Annotated in this window: 14 protein-coding genes; 6 read left to right on the forward strand and 8 right to left on the reverse strand. The window is 71.5% G+C overall.

Features of this window, described 5'->3' with window-relative positions:
- Nucleotides 1-85 precede the first annotated feature (85 nt).
- The 3 genes from ACFSNB_RS11500 to purM form a co-directional block, all read right to left on the reverse strand.
- Complete coding sequence (locus tag ACFSNB_RS11500) at nt 86-1,852, reverse strand: acetolactate synthase 3 large subunit (protein WP_377316639.1); 1,767 nt, start codon at nt 1,850-1,852, stop codon at nt 86-88.
- A 76-nt stretch (nt 1,853-1,928) separates the two neighbouring features.
- Nucleotides 1,929-2,870, reverse strand: coding sequence for a tRNA (adenosine(37)-N6)-dimethylallyltransferase MiaA (gene miaA, locus ACFSNB_RS11505; RefSeq protein WP_377316641.1), 942 nt, complete (start codon nt 2,868-2,870; stop codon nt 1,929-1,931).
- A 239-nt stretch (nt 2,871-3,109) separates the two neighbouring features.
- The gene (gene purM, locus ACFSNB_RS11510; protein WP_417629369.1) at nt 3,110-4,159 is read right to left on the reverse strand and encodes a phosphoribosylformylglycinamidine cyclo-ligase; all 1,050 of its coding nucleotides are present in this window, start codon (nt 4,157-4,159) and stop codon (nt 3,110-3,112) included.
- Nucleotides 4,160-4,266: 107 nt separating this feature from the next.
- Between purM and ACFSNB_RS11515 the strand changes: the two genes are divergently transcribed.
- Genes ACFSNB_RS11515 through ACFSNB_RS11525 form a run of 3 tightly spaced genes read left to right on the forward strand, consistent with a single transcriptional unit; the run spans nt 4,267 to nt 7,159 of the window.
- Nucleotides 4,267-5,358: a DUF2066 domain-containing protein gene (locus tag ACFSNB_RS11515; protein ID WP_377316643.1), complete on the forward strand. Its 1,092-nt coding sequence runs from the start codon at nt 4,267-4,269 to the stop codon at nt 5,356-5,358.
- Complete coding sequence (locus ACFSNB_RS11520) at nt 5,355-6,467, forward strand: AI-2E family transporter (protein ID WP_377316645.1); 1,113 nt, start codon at nt 5,355-5,357, stop codon at nt 6,465-6,467. The genes ACFSNB_RS11515 and ACFSNB_RS11520 overlap by 4 nt, the downstream gene beginning before the upstream one ends.
- Complete coding sequence (locus tag ACFSNB_RS11525; protein ID WP_377316647.1) at nt 6,464-7,159, forward strand: HdaA/DnaA family protein; 696 nt, start codon at nt 6,464-6,466, stop codon at nt 7,157-7,159. Before ACFSNB_RS11520 ends, ACFSNB_RS11525 begins: the two co-directional genes overlap by 4 nt.
- A gap of 171 nt (nt 7,160-7,330) precedes the next feature.
- Here the strand turns inward: ACFSNB_RS11525 and ACFSNB_RS11530 are convergent, their stop codons facing one another.
- Entirely contained in the window at nt 7,331-8,629 is a 1,299-nt protein-coding gene (locus ACFSNB_RS11530; RefSeq protein ID WP_377316649.1) for a hemolysin family protein, read from the reverse strand.
- Between the two features lie 309 nt (nt 8,630-8,938).
- Between ACFSNB_RS11530 and ACFSNB_RS11535 the strand changes: the two genes are divergently transcribed.
- The gene (locus ACFSNB_RS11535; protein WP_377316651.1) at nt 8,939-10,570 is read left to right on the forward strand and encodes a hypothetical protein; all 1,632 of its coding nucleotides are present in this window, start codon (nt 8,939-8,941) and stop codon (nt 10,568-10,570) included.
- Nucleotides 10,571-10,840: 270 nt separating this feature from the next.
- Here ACFSNB_RS11535 and ACFSNB_RS11540 read toward each other — a convergent pair whose 3' ends face one another.
- Complete coding sequence (locus tag ACFSNB_RS11540; protein WP_377316653.1) at nt 10,841-11,308, reverse strand: hypothetical protein; 468 nt, start codon at nt 11,306-11,308, stop codon at nt 10,841-10,843.
- A gap of 173 nt (nt 11,309-11,481) precedes the next feature.
- Between ACFSNB_RS11540 and ACFSNB_RS11545 the strand changes: the two genes are divergently transcribed.
- Nucleotides 11,482-12,252, forward strand: coding sequence for a phosphatidylserine decarboxylase (locus ACFSNB_RS11545; RefSeq protein ID WP_377316655.1), 771 nt, complete (start codon nt 11,482-11,484; stop codon nt 12,250-12,252).
- Between the two features lie 230 nt (nt 12,253-12,482).
- On the opposite strand, the gene ACFSNB_RS11550 is transcribed toward ACFSNB_RS11545, so the two are convergent.
- Complete coding sequence (locus ACFSNB_RS11550) at nt 12,483-12,755, reverse strand: hypothetical protein (RefSeq protein ID WP_377316657.1); 273 nt, start codon at nt 12,753-12,755, stop codon at nt 12,483-12,485.
- A 118-nt stretch (nt 12,756-12,873) separates the two neighbouring features.
- Here ACFSNB_RS11550 and ACFSNB_RS11555 point away from each other — a divergent pair, with 118 nt between their 5' ends.
- Entirely contained in the window at nt 12,874-13,536 is a 663-nt protein-coding gene (locus ACFSNB_RS11555) for a phosphatidylserine decarboxylase (RefSeq protein ID WP_417629370.1), read from the forward strand.
- A gap of 111 nt (nt 13,537-13,647) precedes the next feature.
- On the opposite strand, the gene ACFSNB_RS11560 is transcribed toward ACFSNB_RS11555, so the two are convergent.
- Nucleotides 13,648-14,187, reverse strand: coding sequence for a helix-turn-helix domain-containing protein (locus ACFSNB_RS11560; protein ID WP_377316659.1), 540 nt, complete (start codon nt 14,185-14,187; stop codon nt 13,648-13,650).
- Nucleotides 14,188-14,456: 269 nt separating this feature from the next.
- Nucleotides 14,457-15,613: hypothetical protein (locus ACFSNB_RS11565; protein WP_417629368.1), on the reverse strand; the 1,157-nt coding region annotated here is incomplete at its 5' end.

The raw sequence follows: 15,613 nt of genomic DNA on the forward strand, positions 1-15,613 counted from the left end.
GGCCCGCCCCGTCGGCAGACGGCGGCGCGCCCCGTTCAAACCCCAGGCGGGGCCGCCCCGGTCGGGGTCGGCCCGCCGGCTTCGGTCAGACCAGCACCATGCCGTCCTGTTCGGAGCCCTGGTTGTCGCGCGAGCGATCCTCCGGCCCCAGCACCATCTCGTTATGGGCCATGCCGGGCATGATCATCGGGAACACGTTCTCGCTGGCGTCGGTGCGCAGCTCGACGATCACCGGGCGGTTGACCGCCATCATCTCGCGGAACACGTCATCGACCTGATCGGGGCGTTCGGCCCTGAGCCCGACCGCGCCGAAGGCGTCGGCCAGCTTGACGAAATCGGGATGGTGATCCATGTGGCTTTCCGAATAGCGGCTGCCGTGGATCAGCTCCTGCCACTGCCGCACCATCCCCATGAACTGGTTGTTGAGGATGACGATCTTGACCGGCAGGTTGTGCTGGACCAGGGTCGCCATCTCCTGGATGTTCATCTGGATCGAGGATTCGCCGGCGATGTTGATCACCAGGGCGTCGGGATGGGCGGTCTGCACCCCCATCGCCGCCGGCAGGCCGTAGCCCATGGTGCCGAGCCCGCCCGAGGTCAGCCAGTGCAGCGGCGAATCGAGCCGCAGATGCTGGGCCGCCCACATCTGGTGCTGCCCGACCTCGGTGCAGATGTAGGGGTTCTTGTCCTTGGTCAGGGCATAGAGGCGCTGGATGGCGTATTGCGGCTTGATGATCTCGGTCGAGGCGGGATAGCGCAGGCTGTCGATCGCCCGCCATTCCTCGATCTGGGCCCACCACGCCCTGAGCGCGCGCTCGTCGAGGCGGGGCTGGCGCGCCTTCCACACCTTGATCATGTCCTCAAGCACGTGGGCGCAGTCGCCGACCACCGGGACATCGACCATCACGTTCTTGTTGATCGAGGACGGGTCGATGTCGATGTGGATCTTCTTCGAATGGGGCGAGAAGGCGTTGATCCGGCCGGTGACGCGGTCGTCGAAGCGGGCGCCGATCGCGACCATCACGTCGCAATCATGCATCGCCATGTTGGCCTCGTAGGTGCCGTGCATCCCGAGCATGCCGAGGAACAGCGGATCCGAGCCGGGGAAGGCGCCGAGACCCATCAGGGTCAGGGTGCAGGGCATCCCGGTCATCCGCACGAACTGGGTCAGCAGCTGGCAGGCCGCCGGGCCGGAATTGATCACGCCGCCGCCGACATAGAACACCGGGCGCTTGGCCTTGGCGATCAGCTCGACCGCCTGCTCGATGTCGTGCAGCGGGCCCTTGACCTGGGGATTGTACTTCGACTTGACCTTCGACGGCGGCTGGTACTCGCCCCGGCCCTGGACCACGTCCTTGGGCAGGTCGATCAGCACCGGGCCGGGGCGGCCGGAGCGGGCGACATGGAACGCCTCGTGCACCGTCCGCGCCAGCAGGTTGGTGTCCTTCACCAGATAATTGTGCTTGGTGCAGGGGCGGGTGATGCCGGTGATGTCGGCTTCCTGGAAGGCGTCGTTGCCGATCAGGCTGGTCGGGACCTGCCCGGTCAGGCAGACCAGCGGCACCGAATCGCACTGGGCGTCGGCCAGCCCGGTCACCGCGTTGGTGGCGCCCGGCCCCGAGGTCACCAGCACACAGCCGACCTTGCCGGTCGAGCGGGCATAGCCCTCGGCGGCATGGACCGCGGCCTGCTCATGACGCACCAGGACGTGACGCAGGCGGTTCTGCTTGCCCAGCTCGTCATAGATCGGCAGCACCGCGCCGCCGGGATAGCCGAAAACGACCTCCACACCCTGATCGACGAGGGCTTTGAGGAGGATTTCCGCTCCGGTCATCGTTTCGTGGTGCACCATATCAGCCCCTTGAACTTCCTGTCATCGCACGCGCTCGCGACCCCGGCCGCGAGAAGGGGCTCAACCTATCGCGCCGTCAGACGGGGGTCAAGCGGAACTGACGAATTTTCGCAAAGATTGGCGCCAGCAAACTTTCCGAAAGTTGCGCGTCGATGACGGTGTCGGCGCCGCCGCGATGGCGCAGCCAGGTCACCTGCCGCTTGGCGTAGGCGCGGGTGGCGGCCTGGGCGGCGGCGACCGCCTCGGCCAGCGCCAGTTCGCCCCGCGCCGCCGCGCCAAGCTCGCGCAGGCCGAGCACCTTCATCGCCGGCACGGCCGGATCGAGCCCCCGGGCGAGGAACGCCTCGGCTTCCTCGACCGCGCCGGCCGCCACCATCGCCGCGAAGCGGCCGTCGCAGGCGGCGCGCAGCGCCTCGCGCGGCGGCAGCAGGGCCAGGGTCAGCCAGCGCGCGGCCAGCCCGCCCTGACGCGGCACGGTCTGCCACTCCGCCAGCGAGCGCCCGGTGGCGGCCAGCACCTCCCACGCCCGGGCCATCCGCTGGCTGTCGCCGGGGGGCAGACGGGCGGCCATCACCGGATCGCGCCGGGCGAGTTCGTCATGGAACGCTTCATTGCCGATCTCGGCCAGCCGCGCCCGGGCCTCGTCGCGGATCGCGGCCGGGATCTCGGGGATCGGCGACAGCCCCTGGCGCAGGCTTTCGAGATAAAGGCCGGTGCCGCCGACCACGATCGGCAGCCGCCCGCCATGCCACGCCGCCTCGATCTCGGCGCGGGCCAGCTCGACCCATTGCGCCGCCGAGCAGGGCCGGGCGGGGTCGAGACAGCCATAGAGTCGATGCGGCACCGCCTCGCGCGCCGCCTCGGGCGGCTGGGCGGTCAGAATCGGCAGGGCGTCATAGACCTGCATCGAATCGGCGTTGATGACCACGCCGTCCTCGGCCTGGGCGAGGGCGAGGGCGAGCGCCGACTTGCCCGACGCGGTCGGCCCGGCGAGGACGAGGACGGGGGGCAGGGTCATGGCGCGATCCGCGAAAAAGAGGTTGTTTGCCGCCTTGCGGAGCCGACGGCCGTCATGCGCGGACTTGATCCGCGCATCCCTGGGGCGGCGAGACGTGGATGACCGGGTCAAGCCCGGTCATGACGCAGCTTGTCTTTACCCCGCAAAAAGACGCAGGCCCCGCCCACACCCGCTCTCCGATTGGGGAGGTCCAGGAACCTCAGGTTCCTGGCGGGTGTGGGCGGAGCCCACGAAAAGCGTTAGACCCAGCCGTCCTGGTTGAGCACCTGACAACGCGGCTCGTCCCCGCTACGGGGCCGGATGCGGCCGATGCGCAGCACGGTCTCGCCCTTTTCGGCGAGGATCCGGGTGGCGGCCTCGACCTGATCGGGGGCGACCACCAGGGCCATGCCGATGCCGCAATTGAAGGTGCGGGCCATTTCGGCGCGGGCGACCTTGCCTTCGTAGGCCAGCCAGCGGAACACCGGGGGCGGGGTCCAGGCGGCGCCGTCGATCTCGGCCACCACGCCCTCGGGCAGGACGCGGGGCAGGTTCTCGACCAGCCCGCCGCCGGTGATGTGGGCCAGCCCCTTCAGCAGGCCGGCGCGGATCGCGGCCAGGGTGCTGGCGACATAGATCCGGGTCGGCTCCAGCAGGGCCTCGCCCAGCGGGCGGGACGGGGCGAACGGGGCGGGGTCGTCATAGGACAGCCCGCCGCGCGCGACGATCCGGCGCACCAGCGAATAGCCGTTGGAATGAACGCCGGAGGAGGCGAGGCCGAGCACGATGTCACCGGCGACGATGTCGGCCTGCGGCAGCAACTGCCCGCGCTCGGCGGCGCCGACCGCGAAGCCGGCGAGGTCGTAATCGCCATCGGCATACATGCCGGGCATCTCGGCGGTTTCGCCGCCGACCAGGGCACAGCCGGCCTGACGGCAGCCTTCGGCGATGCCGGCGACGATCGCCCGCCCGGCGGCGACGTCGAGCTTGCCGGTGGCGAAGTAGTCGAGGAACAGCAGCGGCTCGGCGCCCTGGACCACCAGATCGTTGACGCACATCGCCACCAGATCGATGCCGACGGTGTCGTGGCGGTTGGCTTCGATCGCCAGCTTCAGCTTGGTGCCGACGCCGTCGGTGGTGGCGACCAGGATCGGGTCGTGGTAACCGGCGGCACGCAGGTCGAACAGCGCGCCGAAGCCGCCGAGGCCGGCGGCGGTGCCGGACCGCGCGGTGGCGCGGGCCAGCGGTTTGATCGCCTCGACCAGCGCCTCGCCCGCGTCGATATCGACGCCGGCATCGCGGTAGGTCAGGGGCTGCTTGTCATCATGCGCGGGAATGGGCTTCCTCGTGGGATTCGGTGTGGTATGGTCGGGCCGGAACGGGTTGGCCGAAGATACTTGATCCCGGACGGTTTGCAATGGCTTCTCTCCGGCGCCGGCTCGGCGCACTGATTCTGTTTGGTTTTCTTTTCGCCGTCGTCGTGGGGCCCGAGGCCCGCGCCGCCGATGCCTTCACCGTGACCGGGATCGAGGTTGACGTCTCCGCCGCCAACGTCGCCCAGGCGCGCGAGCAGGCGCTGGCCGAGGCGCCCCGGCTCGGCTTCCGCAAGCTGCTGGAGCGGCTGGTGGTCGGCGATCCCGGCCGGCTCGCCGCCCTCGACGGCCGGCAATATGTCCGCGACGTCTCGGTCGAGCAGGAGCGCGCCTCGGCGGTGCGCTACCTCGCCACCCTGACCGTGCGCTACAACCCGGTGGCGGTGCGCAAGCTGCTGCGCGAGTCCGGCCTCAAATTCACCGAGCCGCGCCTGCGCCCGGTGGTGGTGGTGCCGCTGCTGCGCGGGGCCGGCGGCGCCCTGCCGGCGCGGTGGGACGAGCCCAATCCCTGGCGCGCCGCCTGGAGCAATGCCGGCGAGGCGATCACCGGCGGGCTGGTGCCGCTGGTGGTGGCCGCCCTGCCGGCCAATGCCGATCCCGCCGCCCTGCCGCCGCCCGAGCGCCTCGCCGCCGGCGATCCGCAATGGCTCGGCTATCTCGGCGCCCGCTTCCGCAGCGGCGACGTGGTGGTGGCGGTCGCCACCCCGACCGCCAGCGGCGGGGTCGAGGTCGCCCTGACCGGGATCGGCCTGCCCCGGCCGTTCGATCTGCGGACCTATGGCGGCGAGGCCGGCTTCGAGGCCGCGCTGCGCGCCGCCGTCGCCGACATCGACCAGGGCTTCGAAACCCAGCAGCGCCAGCAGAACACCCTGTCCTACGACCATCCCGCCACCCAGGCGGTGGTGGCGCCGCTGTCCGGCCTGTCCGACTGGCTGAGCCTGCGCGACCGGCTCGGCCGGGTGCCGCAGGTGCGGCGGTGGGAGCTGGTGTCGCTGTCGCGCGACGAGGCGGCGCTGACCCTGCACACCGTCGGCGAGGCCGAGCAGGTCCGCGCCGCTTTGGCCGCCGCCGGCCTCACCCTCGAACCGGGCGAGCCGGCCGCCGTGCTGCGCCTCGGCGGCGGGGCGGGGCGATGAGCGAACCGGCCCTGTTCGACGGTCCGGCCGGGGGGATGACCCCCGGCCAGCGCCTGCGTTTCTGGCTGACCTGCGCCGGGGTGTTCATCCTGCTGCTGTGGCTGCTGCGCGGGGTGCTGCTGCCGTTCGTCGCCGGGATGGCCGCCGCCTATTTCCTCGATCCGCTCGCCGACCGGCTGGAGGCCCGGGGACTGTCGCGCACCCTCGCCACCAGCGCGATCACCCTTGGCTTCTTCGCGCTGGTGATCCTCGGCCTGATGGTGGTGGTGCCGGTGGTCGAACAGCAGTCGCTGACCTTCATCGAGCGGGTGCCGTCCTACGTGCTGGCGCTGCGCGACCGCGCCACCCCGCTGCTCGACGAACTGCGCCAGCGGATGTCGGCCGACCAGATCCAGCGCCTCCAGGGGGCGATCGGCTCCTATGCCGGCACGGCGGTCGGCTGGGTCGCCGGGCTGGTGCGCGACCTGCTGAAGGGCGGCATCGCCGTGGTCAGCCTGCTGTCGCTGGTGTTCATCACCCCGGTGGTGACCTTTTATCTGCTGCGCGACTGGGACCGCATCGTTGCCACCATCGATGGCTGGCTGCCGCGCCCGCACGCCGCCACCATCCGCGCCGAGATGGGCAAGATCGACGCCACCCTGGCCGGCTTCGTGCGCGGTCAGGCGACGGTCTGCTTCAGCCTTGCCGCGTTCTATGGGCTGGCCCTGACCGTCTGCGGGCTCGATCTCGGCTTCCTGATCGGCGCCGCCACCGGGCTCGGCGCCTTCGTGCCCTATGTCGGCATGCTGGTCGGGCTGGTCACCAGCCTGATCATGGCCACCGCTCAGGGCGGCGGCTGGCCGCTGATCGGCGCGGTCTGCGTGGTGTTCGTGATCGGCAACCTGATCGAGGGCTACGGCCTGACCCCCAAGCTGGTCGGCGACCGGGTCGGGCTGCATCCGGTGTGGATCATCTTCTCGCTGCTGGCCGGCGGCGCTCTGTTCGGCTTCGTCGGCATCCTGCTGTCGGTGCCGACGGCGGCGGTGATCGGGGTGGTGACGCGCTTCGCCCTGCAACGCTACCTCCGAAGCTCGCTCTATCACGGCACCGAGGCCCCGCCGGAGCCATGACCGAGGCCCAGCTTCCCCTCGACCTGGGGCACCGTCCGGCGCTGTCGGCGGGCGATTTCCTGGTGGCGCCCTGCAATCAGCAGGCCCATGGCTGGATCGCCCGCTGGCCCGACTGGCCCGGCCCGGCGCTGGTGCTGTCCGGCCCGGCCGGCAGCGGCAAGACCCATCTGGTCCACCTGTTCGCCGCCGCCAGCGGCGCCCCGGTGCTCGACGCCGCCCGCCTGACGGTGGACGATCCGCCCCGCCTGCTGGCCGGGGCGCGGGCGGTGGTGGTCGAGGATTGCGACCGCGCCGCCGCCGAAGGCCGGCTCGATCAGGCCGCCTTGTTCCATCTGATCAATCTGGTGCGCGAAAGCCGCGCCCACCTGCTGCTGACCGGCCGCGACAGCGCGGCGCGCTGGCCGCTCGGGCTGCCCGACCTGATGTCGCGGCTCAAGGCGATGCCGGCGGTGGCGATCGGCGCCCCGGACGACGCCCTGCTGGCGGCGGTGCTGGTCAAGCTGTTCGCCGACCGGCAGGTCAAGGTGGGGGAGGAACTGATCGGCTATCTGCTCGGGCGGATGGAACGCAGCTTCGCCGCCGCCGCCGCCCTGGTCGAAACCCTCGACCGGGTGTCGCTCGCCGGCCAGCGCGCGGTGACGGTGCCGCTGGCCCGCGCCGTGCTCGAAGGCGACGCGCCGCTCGGAGGGTGACGCCAGTTACGCGGGCTCCCGCCCGCGCGCTTCGCGCGCAACACCAACCAGTTACGCGGGCTCCCGCCCGCGGGCCCGGCCGGGGCGATGCCCCGGACCCCCTTCTTTTTGAAAACAAAGGGGGTTTGGGGCATCGCCCCAAGCGGGTTTGGGCGGCAGCCCAACAGAGGCTCATCCCTCGGGCGGGATCACCCGCAGCGTGTCGATGCGGTGGCCGTCCATCGCGGTCACCTCGAACCGCCAGCCATCGCATTCGATCGTCTCGCCGGCGGCGGGGATGTGGCGGCAGCGTGCCAGCACGAAACCGGCCACGGTGACGTAATCGCCGGTCCGTTCCCGCAGCGCCGGGCAGCCCAGCCGGTCGGCGGCCAGATCGATCGCCACGTCGCCGTCGATCCGCCAGCTGCCGTCGGCGTCCTGGTCGAGGCTGCCTTCGTATTCCTCGCCATGTTCGGACAGGCTGCCGAGGATCGAGGACAGCAGGTCGGCGGCGGTGACGATGCCCTCGACCGCGCCGTATTCGTCCACCACCAGCGCCATGTGGATCGGCGAGCCCTTCAGCAGATCCAGCACCCGCAGCGCCGGGGTCGATTCCCCCACCACCGGCAGCGGCCGCACCGCCGCCGCCAGATCCGGTGTCCGGCCGTCGAGCAGCCGGTCGAGCAGGTCCTTGGCCTGCACCACCCCGCTCAGCGAATCGATCCCGCCCCGGCCGACCGGAAAGCGCGAATGCGGGCTGGCGCGCAGGGTGGCGAGCAGCGCGGCCGGGTCGGCGTCGAGGTCGAGCCAGACGATGTCGGCGCGCGGGGTCATCACCGCCCGCACCTTGCGGTCGGCCAGCCGCATCACCCCGGACAGCATCTCGCGCTCCTGCGGGGCGAACACGCCGCTTTCGGTCCCCTCGGCGATCATCGCCTTGACCTCTTCCTCGGTGACACCGGATTCGCTGCCGGGGCGGATCCGCAGCAGGCCCAGCACCAGCCGGCTCGACAGTTCCAGCAGCCACACCAGCGGCGACGCCAGCCGGGCCAGCAGCGCCATCGGCCGCGCCACCCAGGCGGCGATCCGCTCGGGGTTGGCCAGCGCGATCTGTTTCGGCACCAACTCGCCGACGATCAGGGTGGCGTAGCTGATCGAGCCGACCACCAGCGCCAGCGCCAGCGCCTCCGCCGCCTCGGCCGACACCGGAAGGGTGGCGCCGATCCAGTGCGCCAGCTTCTCGGCCAGCGTCGCCCCCGAATAGGCCCCGGCCAGCACGCCCACCAGGGTGATCCCGATCTGCACCGACGACAGGAACCGCGCCGGATTGTCGGCCAGCCGCAGCGCCGCCGCCGCGCCCTTGCCCCCCTCGGCGGCCTGGGCGGCGAGGCGGGCGCGCCGGGCCGAGACGATCGCCAGTTCCGACATCGCGAACCAGCCGTTGATGATGATCAGGAGAAGAATCAGCAGGATTTCAAAGCCGAGAGACATCTGCGTCCAGACGGTGGGGGATGGGGGGGCGTCTTGCCGGGGCGATCATCCCATGAAAGGTCGGCCGGGAAAAGGGCAGGGGCGGGCGCCGCCGGCGCGCACGGTTGGCGTGCCACCCCCCAGGCGCGATGCGCGGCCAGGGGGAAAATCCGACCTGGACGCTTGACGACACGGGATGGCGGCGACAGAGTGACGATCGCCGGATCCCCGGGGCACAGGCCATGCCCGGGGCGAACACGGCGACCGCCGGAGGGGGCGGATCGGACGGTCCGGGCCGGGCCAGACTCATTTAGGTTTGGGGGGGGGCAGATGCGCAAGCTGGTGATCAGGAACGTCGAGGAGGTCGAAGCCGAGGCGGCCGGAATGGTGCCGGCGCTGGCGCGCGCCCTCGCCGCGGTGACGGTGCAGGACGGCACGGTGACCACCGCGAAATACCTGCAACTGATCGAGGTCGCCAACGCCCTCGGCGACGGCTGCGAGGATCCGGCCCTGCCGGCCGCGATCGCCCTGCGCGCCCTGGCCGCCCCCGACGGGCTGGAAATCGCCCTGCGCCGGCTGGCCGAGGCCGCCCGCGCCGAGGAGGACGAGCCCCGCCGCCTCGCCTTCGCCCGCATCCTGCCGCTGCTGCGGGTCAGCGGCGACGCCGCCCGCGACCATGCCGCCCGCTTCGCCGAGGCGCTCGCTGTTCCCGTCGATGTCGAGGGGCTCGGCCTGCCGGCCTCGGTGCGGGTGCGCCGCCCCGCCCGCCGCGCCTCGCTGTTCGGCCGCATCACCGCCCATCAGGAAGACGAACGCCTGCTGGCGATCCTCGCCGTCGCCCAGGCCCACGGCCATGCCAAGCTGGCCCAGGCGGTCGGCGCCCAGCTGGCCGAGGGCGGCGCCGATCTCGGCGCGCTGCGCGCCGCCTGCGCCGGCCTGCTGCCCCGGATCGAGGAGGAGGTCAGCCGCCTCGCCGCCGAGCGCGACGGCCTCGGCACCCGCCGCCAACTGGCCGAGGTGCTGTGTCAGGTGATCGGCGCCAACGTCCGCCAGATCGAACAGCGGCTGGCGGCGATGATCCGCCGCATCGATTTCCAGAAGGAAACCTTCCGCGAGGATGTCCGCACCTTCCTCGACGACCCGATCAACGGGGTCGAGATGGTGGTGCGCGAGATGATGGTCCAGGACGACCCGCTCGACCGCGACATCTGGGAATGCTTCGCCAACACCCCGCACGGGCGCGGCGTCCAGCTCCGCTATGGCGAGTTGCAGCGCCGCTACGAGGCCCAGATCGCCCTGCTGAAGGAAGAGCTGATGCAGTTCCGCGAGGAACTGATCGCCAACCGGGTCGAGTTCCTCAAGACGATCGACCCGGCCCGCACGGTCACCCTCGCCCCGCCCGCCGCCACCCCCAGCACCACCGAGGGCGAATCGCTCTATCCCCGCCCGTTCGGCCGCGCCACCCAGCCGACCGTCCGCCGCGAGGGCTGGCTCGCCTTGCATATCGGCCGGATGTTCGAAATCGCCGACATGATCTCGTCCGGCGTCCTCGGCATCGGCGGGGCGCTGGCCGCGATCGGCGCCGTCGGCGTGCTGGCCGAATCGATCACCGTCGAGCAACTGGCCGAAAACGGCGTCACCCTCGCCGCCGGCTATGGCGTGCCGATGCTGCTCGCTTTGCTCTACAAATGGCAGGCCAGCCCGGACAAGCGCCGGATGCGCAACGCCCGCCGCCGCCGGGTCCGCATCCTCGCCCGCCTCGATCTGCTGATGGCCGATACCGTCCTCACCCACGACCGCATCCTTGACGGCGTGGTCGAGGAATTCTTCGCCACCGCCGAGCAGTGCCTGACCCCGGTGGTCCATGCCACCCGCCGCACCCTCGACCTGACCCAGTTGCAGGATCGCTGGCTCGATCGCGCCATCCGCACCACCCGCGACAGCGTCAAGCTGCTGTCCTAGCCGCCAGGGGGGAGGCGGCGGGCTGCCGCCCGCACCCGCCCGGGGCGATGCCCCGGACCCCCTTTTTGTTTGATGATTCAATCGAGTGCCGGGAAGCGTTCTTGCGCTGTCTCCGTCATGCGCGGACTTGATCCGCGCATCAAGCCCCGGCGCCCGTCATCCGGCGAAAAAACAAAAAAAATGAGGGGTTTGGGGAGCTTTGCTCCCCAAGCGGGGCGGCGGGCGGCAGCCCGCCTAACCTGCCTATGTCTGCGCGCGAAGCGCGCGCCGTCAGCGGCGACGGCGGCGCCAGGTGGGTTGCAGCACCGGCTCGCCGGGGGGGGCCGGGGTCAGCGGCGGGCGGAGATAGACCGCGATCAGGTCGAGATAGGGCCGGGCCGGCAGCAGGAAGCGGGCCAGCGTGGTCAGCAGGCCGGTGGCGGTCGGCGGCGGGTCGAGCGGGGTTTCGGTGCCGAGCAGGATCCGCCCCTGCACCACCCGCAGGTGGGTGCCGCCCAGTTCCTCGTTGGCGACGGCGCAGATCCGGGTCAGCCCGCTGCGGGCCGGCATCGATTCGGCCGAGAACGGCATCGGCCCCAGATCGCCCACCACCCGCAGCGACACCGTGCCGCCGCCGACCTCCAGCCGGCCGACGAAGCGGATGTCGCGATAGCCGAACTCGAACTGGGTGGTGCCATCATTGAGGGGCAGGGCGTTGCCGCCACCGTCGCGCAATACCGATTCGGGATCGATGGGCAAGGCCCATTTCCCGCTGCCGAAACTCATCATCCTGCTCATGCCAACCCTGGGGTCCGGAGTGGTGAAGCCCTTACTATGCATGCTGTTTTTCGGGATGAAAATCCAAAAGACCGGGTGTATAAGGTGCCATGTCCCGACGCATCCGGCGGGACACATTATCCGGAGGGGTGGATATGGCCGAGGAAAATTCACTGACCAAGTACCTGTCGTTCCCCGTCAATCGTGAGGGGTGGCTGTTCATCGCGCTGTTCGCGGTGGTTGCCTGGGTGCTGGGTCAGATCTGGGGGTTGCTGGGGTGGCTGGGGTTCTTCGCTACCCTGTGGAGCGTCTGGTTCTTCCGTGATCCGGAGCGTGTCGCCCCGGCGCGGGATGGGGTGGTGGTCAGCCCCGCCGATGGCGTGGTCAAGACGGTCGAGACCGCGGCGCCGCCGGCCGAACTGGGCCTGGGTGACAAGCCCCGCGTGCGCATCACCCTGCTGCGCACCCTGCTCAACGTTCATGTCAACCGCGTTCCGGTCGAGGGCAAGGTGGTCAAGACCGTCGAGGTCGCCGGCAGCTTCGCCGATGCCTCGCGTCCCGCCGCCGCCGCCGAGAACGAGCGCCTCGGTCTGGTCGTCGCCGCCGCCGCCGGCAATCGCCCGGTCGCCGTGGTCCAGGTCGCCGGCCCGGTGGTCCGCCACCTCAGCAACGATCTGGTCGAAGGCCAGCCGGTCAAGGCCGGTCAGCGCGCCGGCATCAGCCGCCTCAGCCTCGATCCGGTCAAGGACCTGATCAAGAAGTTCAAGGGCGAGGCCGCCACCGCGACCAACGAGGAAAAGGCGTCCTTCTCGCTCGGCCATCTGGTCACTCGCGTCGATGTCTATCTGCCCGAGGGGGTTGCCGCCACCGTCGCGGCCGGGCAGTCGATCATCGCCGGCGAAACCGTCCTGGCCGAACTGGCCTGATTTCGGTCTGTCGCGTTCCGAACCCTCTCCCGCCCGGACCGGCGGGGGAGGGTTCGTTTTTTTTCGGGGCCGGGCCATCACCGGTCCTGGCCCCTCGCCCCTTTTCAAGTAAGGGGGAGGTCTGGAGGCGCCAGCCTCCAGGCGGGGCCGGGGCGGCAGCCCCGCAGGGGAGCGGAACGGCGTTCCCGCCGCCGCGCCGTCATGAAGGTTTCATCCCGGGCCGAACCGCTCTAAGAATGGGCGGCAGCCGGCCGTGTCGCATCGCGGCCGGATTCGAGCCGTTCATGCATTGGGGGAAACATGGCCCGCAAACCCACGAAGACCCATAACAAGGGGGGAAAACCCGCCGCCGCCGCGCCGACCACGGCCGCCCCGGCCGCCGCGCCTGTCCAGGCCGCGCCGACCGAAGCCGCGCCCGTTCCGGTCGAGGCCGCGCCGGTCGCCGCGCCCGCGCCGGAACCGGAACCCGTCGCCGCGCCGGAGCCGGTGGTGGCCGCGCCCATCGCGCCCGAACCCGTTGCCGCGCCCGCGCCCACGCCCGCGCCGGTCCCGGCGCCCGAGGTGGTGATCCTGCCCCAGGCCCCCGGCGGCGCCTGGGCGGTCAAGCCGCCGTTCCTCGGCATCAACCGCGAGGGCTGGGTGTTCGTCGGCGCCGGGTTGGCCGGCTGGGTGGTGCTGGGCTGGATCTGGGGCCTGCTCGGCACCCTGTCGCTGCTGTTCGCGCTGGCGGCGGCCGGCTTCTTCCGCGATCCGCGCCGCGTCGTGCCGGTCCGCTCCGGGCTGGTGGTGTCGCCGGCCGATGGCGTGGTCCAGACGGTCGAGCAGGCGGTGCCGCCGGCCGAGCTGGAGATGGGCGACGCCCCGCGTCCGGTGGTGCGGGTGTTCATGAACGTGTTCAACGTTCACGTCAACCGCGTCCCGACCGACGGCACGGTGACCCGCGCGGTCTATCGTCCCGGCAAGTTCCTCGACGCCTCGCTCGACAAGGCGAGCGAGCAGAACGAGCGGGTGGGGGTGCGGCTGGGTCTGGCCGATGGCCGCGACCTCGCCTTCGTCCAGATCGCCGGTCTGGTGGCGCGCCGGATCGCCAACGACCTCAAGGAAGGCCAGCGGGTCCAGGCTGGCGAGCGGTTCGGCCTGATCCGCTTCGGCAGCCGGCTCGATATCTATCTGCCGGTCGGCGCCAAGCCGCTGGTGGTGGTGGGGCAGAAGGCGATCGCCGGCGAAACCGTGCTGGCCGATCTGACCTCGACCGAGCCGGCCCGGCTCGGCGTGGCGCGCTGATCCAAACCGCGCGTCCTTGACCGCCGCGATCAGGCCGCCGTGGCGGCCTGATCGGCGGTGGTGGTATCGGGAGCGGGGATCTGGTGTCTCCCGCTCCCGCTCAGCCCTGCGTCACGACCGTTCGGCCTGCTCGGGGGCGTCATCCTCGCCGCTCCGGGCCAGCGACTTGGCCAGCGAGTAGACCTGGGCCCGCACCCGGGGATCGGGGATGCGGTAATAGGCCCGCACCAGCTCCAGCGTCTCGCGCCGCGCCAGCACGTCCTGATCGGGGGTGGGGGTGGGGGCCGGGGCCTGATCGCCGCGCACCACCGCCACCGGCGACATCGCCTTCACCTCGTCCGGCATGTCGTCGTAGAAGAACGAGATCGGCACGTCGAGGATCCGCGCCAGATCGAACAGCCGGCTCGAACCGATGCGGTTGGCGCCGCGCTCGTACTTCTGGACCTGCTGGAAGGTCAGGCCGATCGCCTCGCCCAGCTTTTCCTGGCTCATCCCCAACAGGGTGCGCCGCAGACGGACCCGCGAGCCGACATGGACATCGACCGGGTTGGCGCTGCCGTCGTCGAGCCGACCCCGGGTCGATTTGCGCCGGCGGCCCGTGCCCGTGCTGTCGCCGGACGGGATGGTGTCGTTGGCGTCTCTCTTGTTCATAATCTGGGTTCCTTCCCGTACATACTTAACTCATACCTCCAGTTGGATAGGGGCGAGCCTGATTTCAAGGCCCGTCGGTTGTGGAAATGTGACACCGGCGAGGAAGGCGAGGACCGGACCCGCGCCCGCCCGATCAAGGCGGCGTGGCCCGGAACGCCGACGTTCCGGGCCGTTGCGGGCCGAGGCCCGCCGGTGCGCGCGTGTCGAAAGCCCGACCGCCCCCCTGCGGGGGCGGTGCCGCCATCCGGTCCGGTCGGGAGGGGAAGCGCCTAGGGCTGAACCCCGAAGCCGATCAGGACCTGTCCCTCCACCGTCCGACGGGGCAGGGCCGGAGGAAACAACCGGGCCACGCCGGGGGAGGTCACGATCGTCATATGGCGTTGGGTCAGGAAGGTTTCAATGGATTGGGGAACATCAACCAAAGGCCGTCCCGGCGCCGGGGCGATCTGGCCGACCGGCAGCGGCGACAGGGTCTCCCCCCGTTCCAGGGTGTTGACGAGGTCGCGGATCACCGCCTCGCGCCGGGCCGCCTCGTCGCGCAGGGCGGGATCGGCCGGCAGCAGCCCGGCCGGGGGCAGGAACGGCGACTTGGCGGCGGCAAGATTGGCGGCGGGATGGGTGACCAGCCGGCCCGGCGCGGCGACGCGGGCGCGGTCGGCGGCGTGATAGGCGCGGTTGTCGTACAGCGCCACCAGCGGCCGGTCGGGCAGCGGCGCCAGCGCCCGCCACGCCCGCCAGGTGGCGGCATCGGCGAACACCCCCTCGCTCCAGCGGCCGGTTTCGGCCAGGGCGACCGGATCGATCCAGCCGGGGGCGAAGGACAGGGTGCCGCCGCGCGTCACCAGCAGCGCCAGCAGCAGCGCCGGCAGGATCGCCGCCGGGGCCAGCCCGGCGCCGGGGATCCAGGCCAGCTTCTCGCGCAGCAGGCGGAGGAAGCGGGCGAGCAGGCCGAGCCCGATCGCGGCGGCGGTGGCCGGCGCCGAGGGGGCCAGCACCATCACCGCGCCGAGCCGCAGCAGCCGTTCCAGCCCGCCGGCGGCGGAATCGGTCACGGCGCGGGCCAGCGCCACCGACAGGATCAGCCAGCCGGCCGGCGCGGTCAAGGCGAGCAGGTCGATGCGGTCGAGCGGCGAGGGCAGCGCCAGCCCCAGCGCCGGGGCGCCGAGGCCGACGGCGGCGGCCAGCACCATCCCGCCGCCCAGGCTGGCCAGCCAGGCCCGCAGGGTGACATCCTCCGCCCGGATGCCGACGCGGATCGCCCAGGCGGCGGTGGCGAGGGTCAGCGCCAGCGCCAGTTTCGGCTGGGGAGCGGGGCTGGGCAGCGGCCCGGCGCTGGCGGCCAGCGCGGTCAGGGTCGCCGCCCCGGCCAGCAGCGGCGCCGCCGCCCACAGCCGGCGGCGGCCGAGGCCGCGATCGGCGGCGAGGG

It is taken from the genome of Phaeospirillum tilakii (assembly GCF_042683125.1).
GTDB classification, from domain to species: Bacteria; Pseudomonadota; Alphaproteobacteria; order Rhodospirillales; family Magnetospirillaceae; genus Phaeospirillum; species Phaeospirillum tilakii.

Excerpts from the sequence above, each read along its gene's own strand:
- ACFSNB_RS11525 (WP_377316647.1), top strand. The coding sequence starts at position 6,464 with ATGACCGAGGCCCAGCTTCCCCTCGACCTGGGGCACCGTCCGGCGCTG.
- ACFSNB_RS11535 (WP_377316651.1), top strand. The coding sequence starts at position 8,939 with ATGCGCAAGCTGGTGATCAGGAACGTCGAGGAGGTCGAAGCCGAGGCG.
- ACFSNB_RS11560 (WP_377316659.1), bottom strand. The coding sequence starts at position 14,187 with ATGAACAAGAGAGACGCCAACGACACCATCCCGTCCGGCGACAGCACG.
- ACFSNB_RS11550 (WP_377316657.1), bottom strand. The coding sequence starts at position 12,755 with ATGGGCGCGGCCACCACCGGCTCCGGCGCGGCGACGGGTTCCGGTTCC.
- ACFSNB_RS11530 (WP_377316649.1), bottom strand. The coding sequence starts at position 8,629 with ATGTCTCTCGGCTTTGAAATCCTGCTGATTCTTCTCCTGATCATCATC.
- miaA (WP_377316641.1), bottom strand. The coding sequence starts at position 2,870 with ATGACCCTGCCCCCCGTCCTCGTCCTCGCCGGGCCGACCGCGTCGGGC.
- ACFSNB_RS11520 (WP_377316645.1), top strand. The coding sequence starts at position 5,355 with ATGAGCGAACCGGCCCTGTTCGACGGTCCGGCCGGGGGGATGACCCCC.
- ACFSNB_RS11515 (WP_377316643.1), top strand. The coding sequence starts at position 4,267 with ATGGCTTCTCTCCGGCGCCGGCTCGGCGCACTGATTCTGTTTGGTTTT.
- ACFSNB_RS11545 (WP_377316655.1), top strand. The coding sequence starts at position 11,482 with ATGGCCGAGGAAAATTCACTGACCAAGTACCTGTCGTTCCCCGTCAAT.
- ACFSNB_RS11500 (WP_377316639.1), bottom strand. The coding sequence starts at position 1,852 with ATGGTGCACCACGAAACGATGACCGGAGCGGAAATCCTCCTCAAAGCC.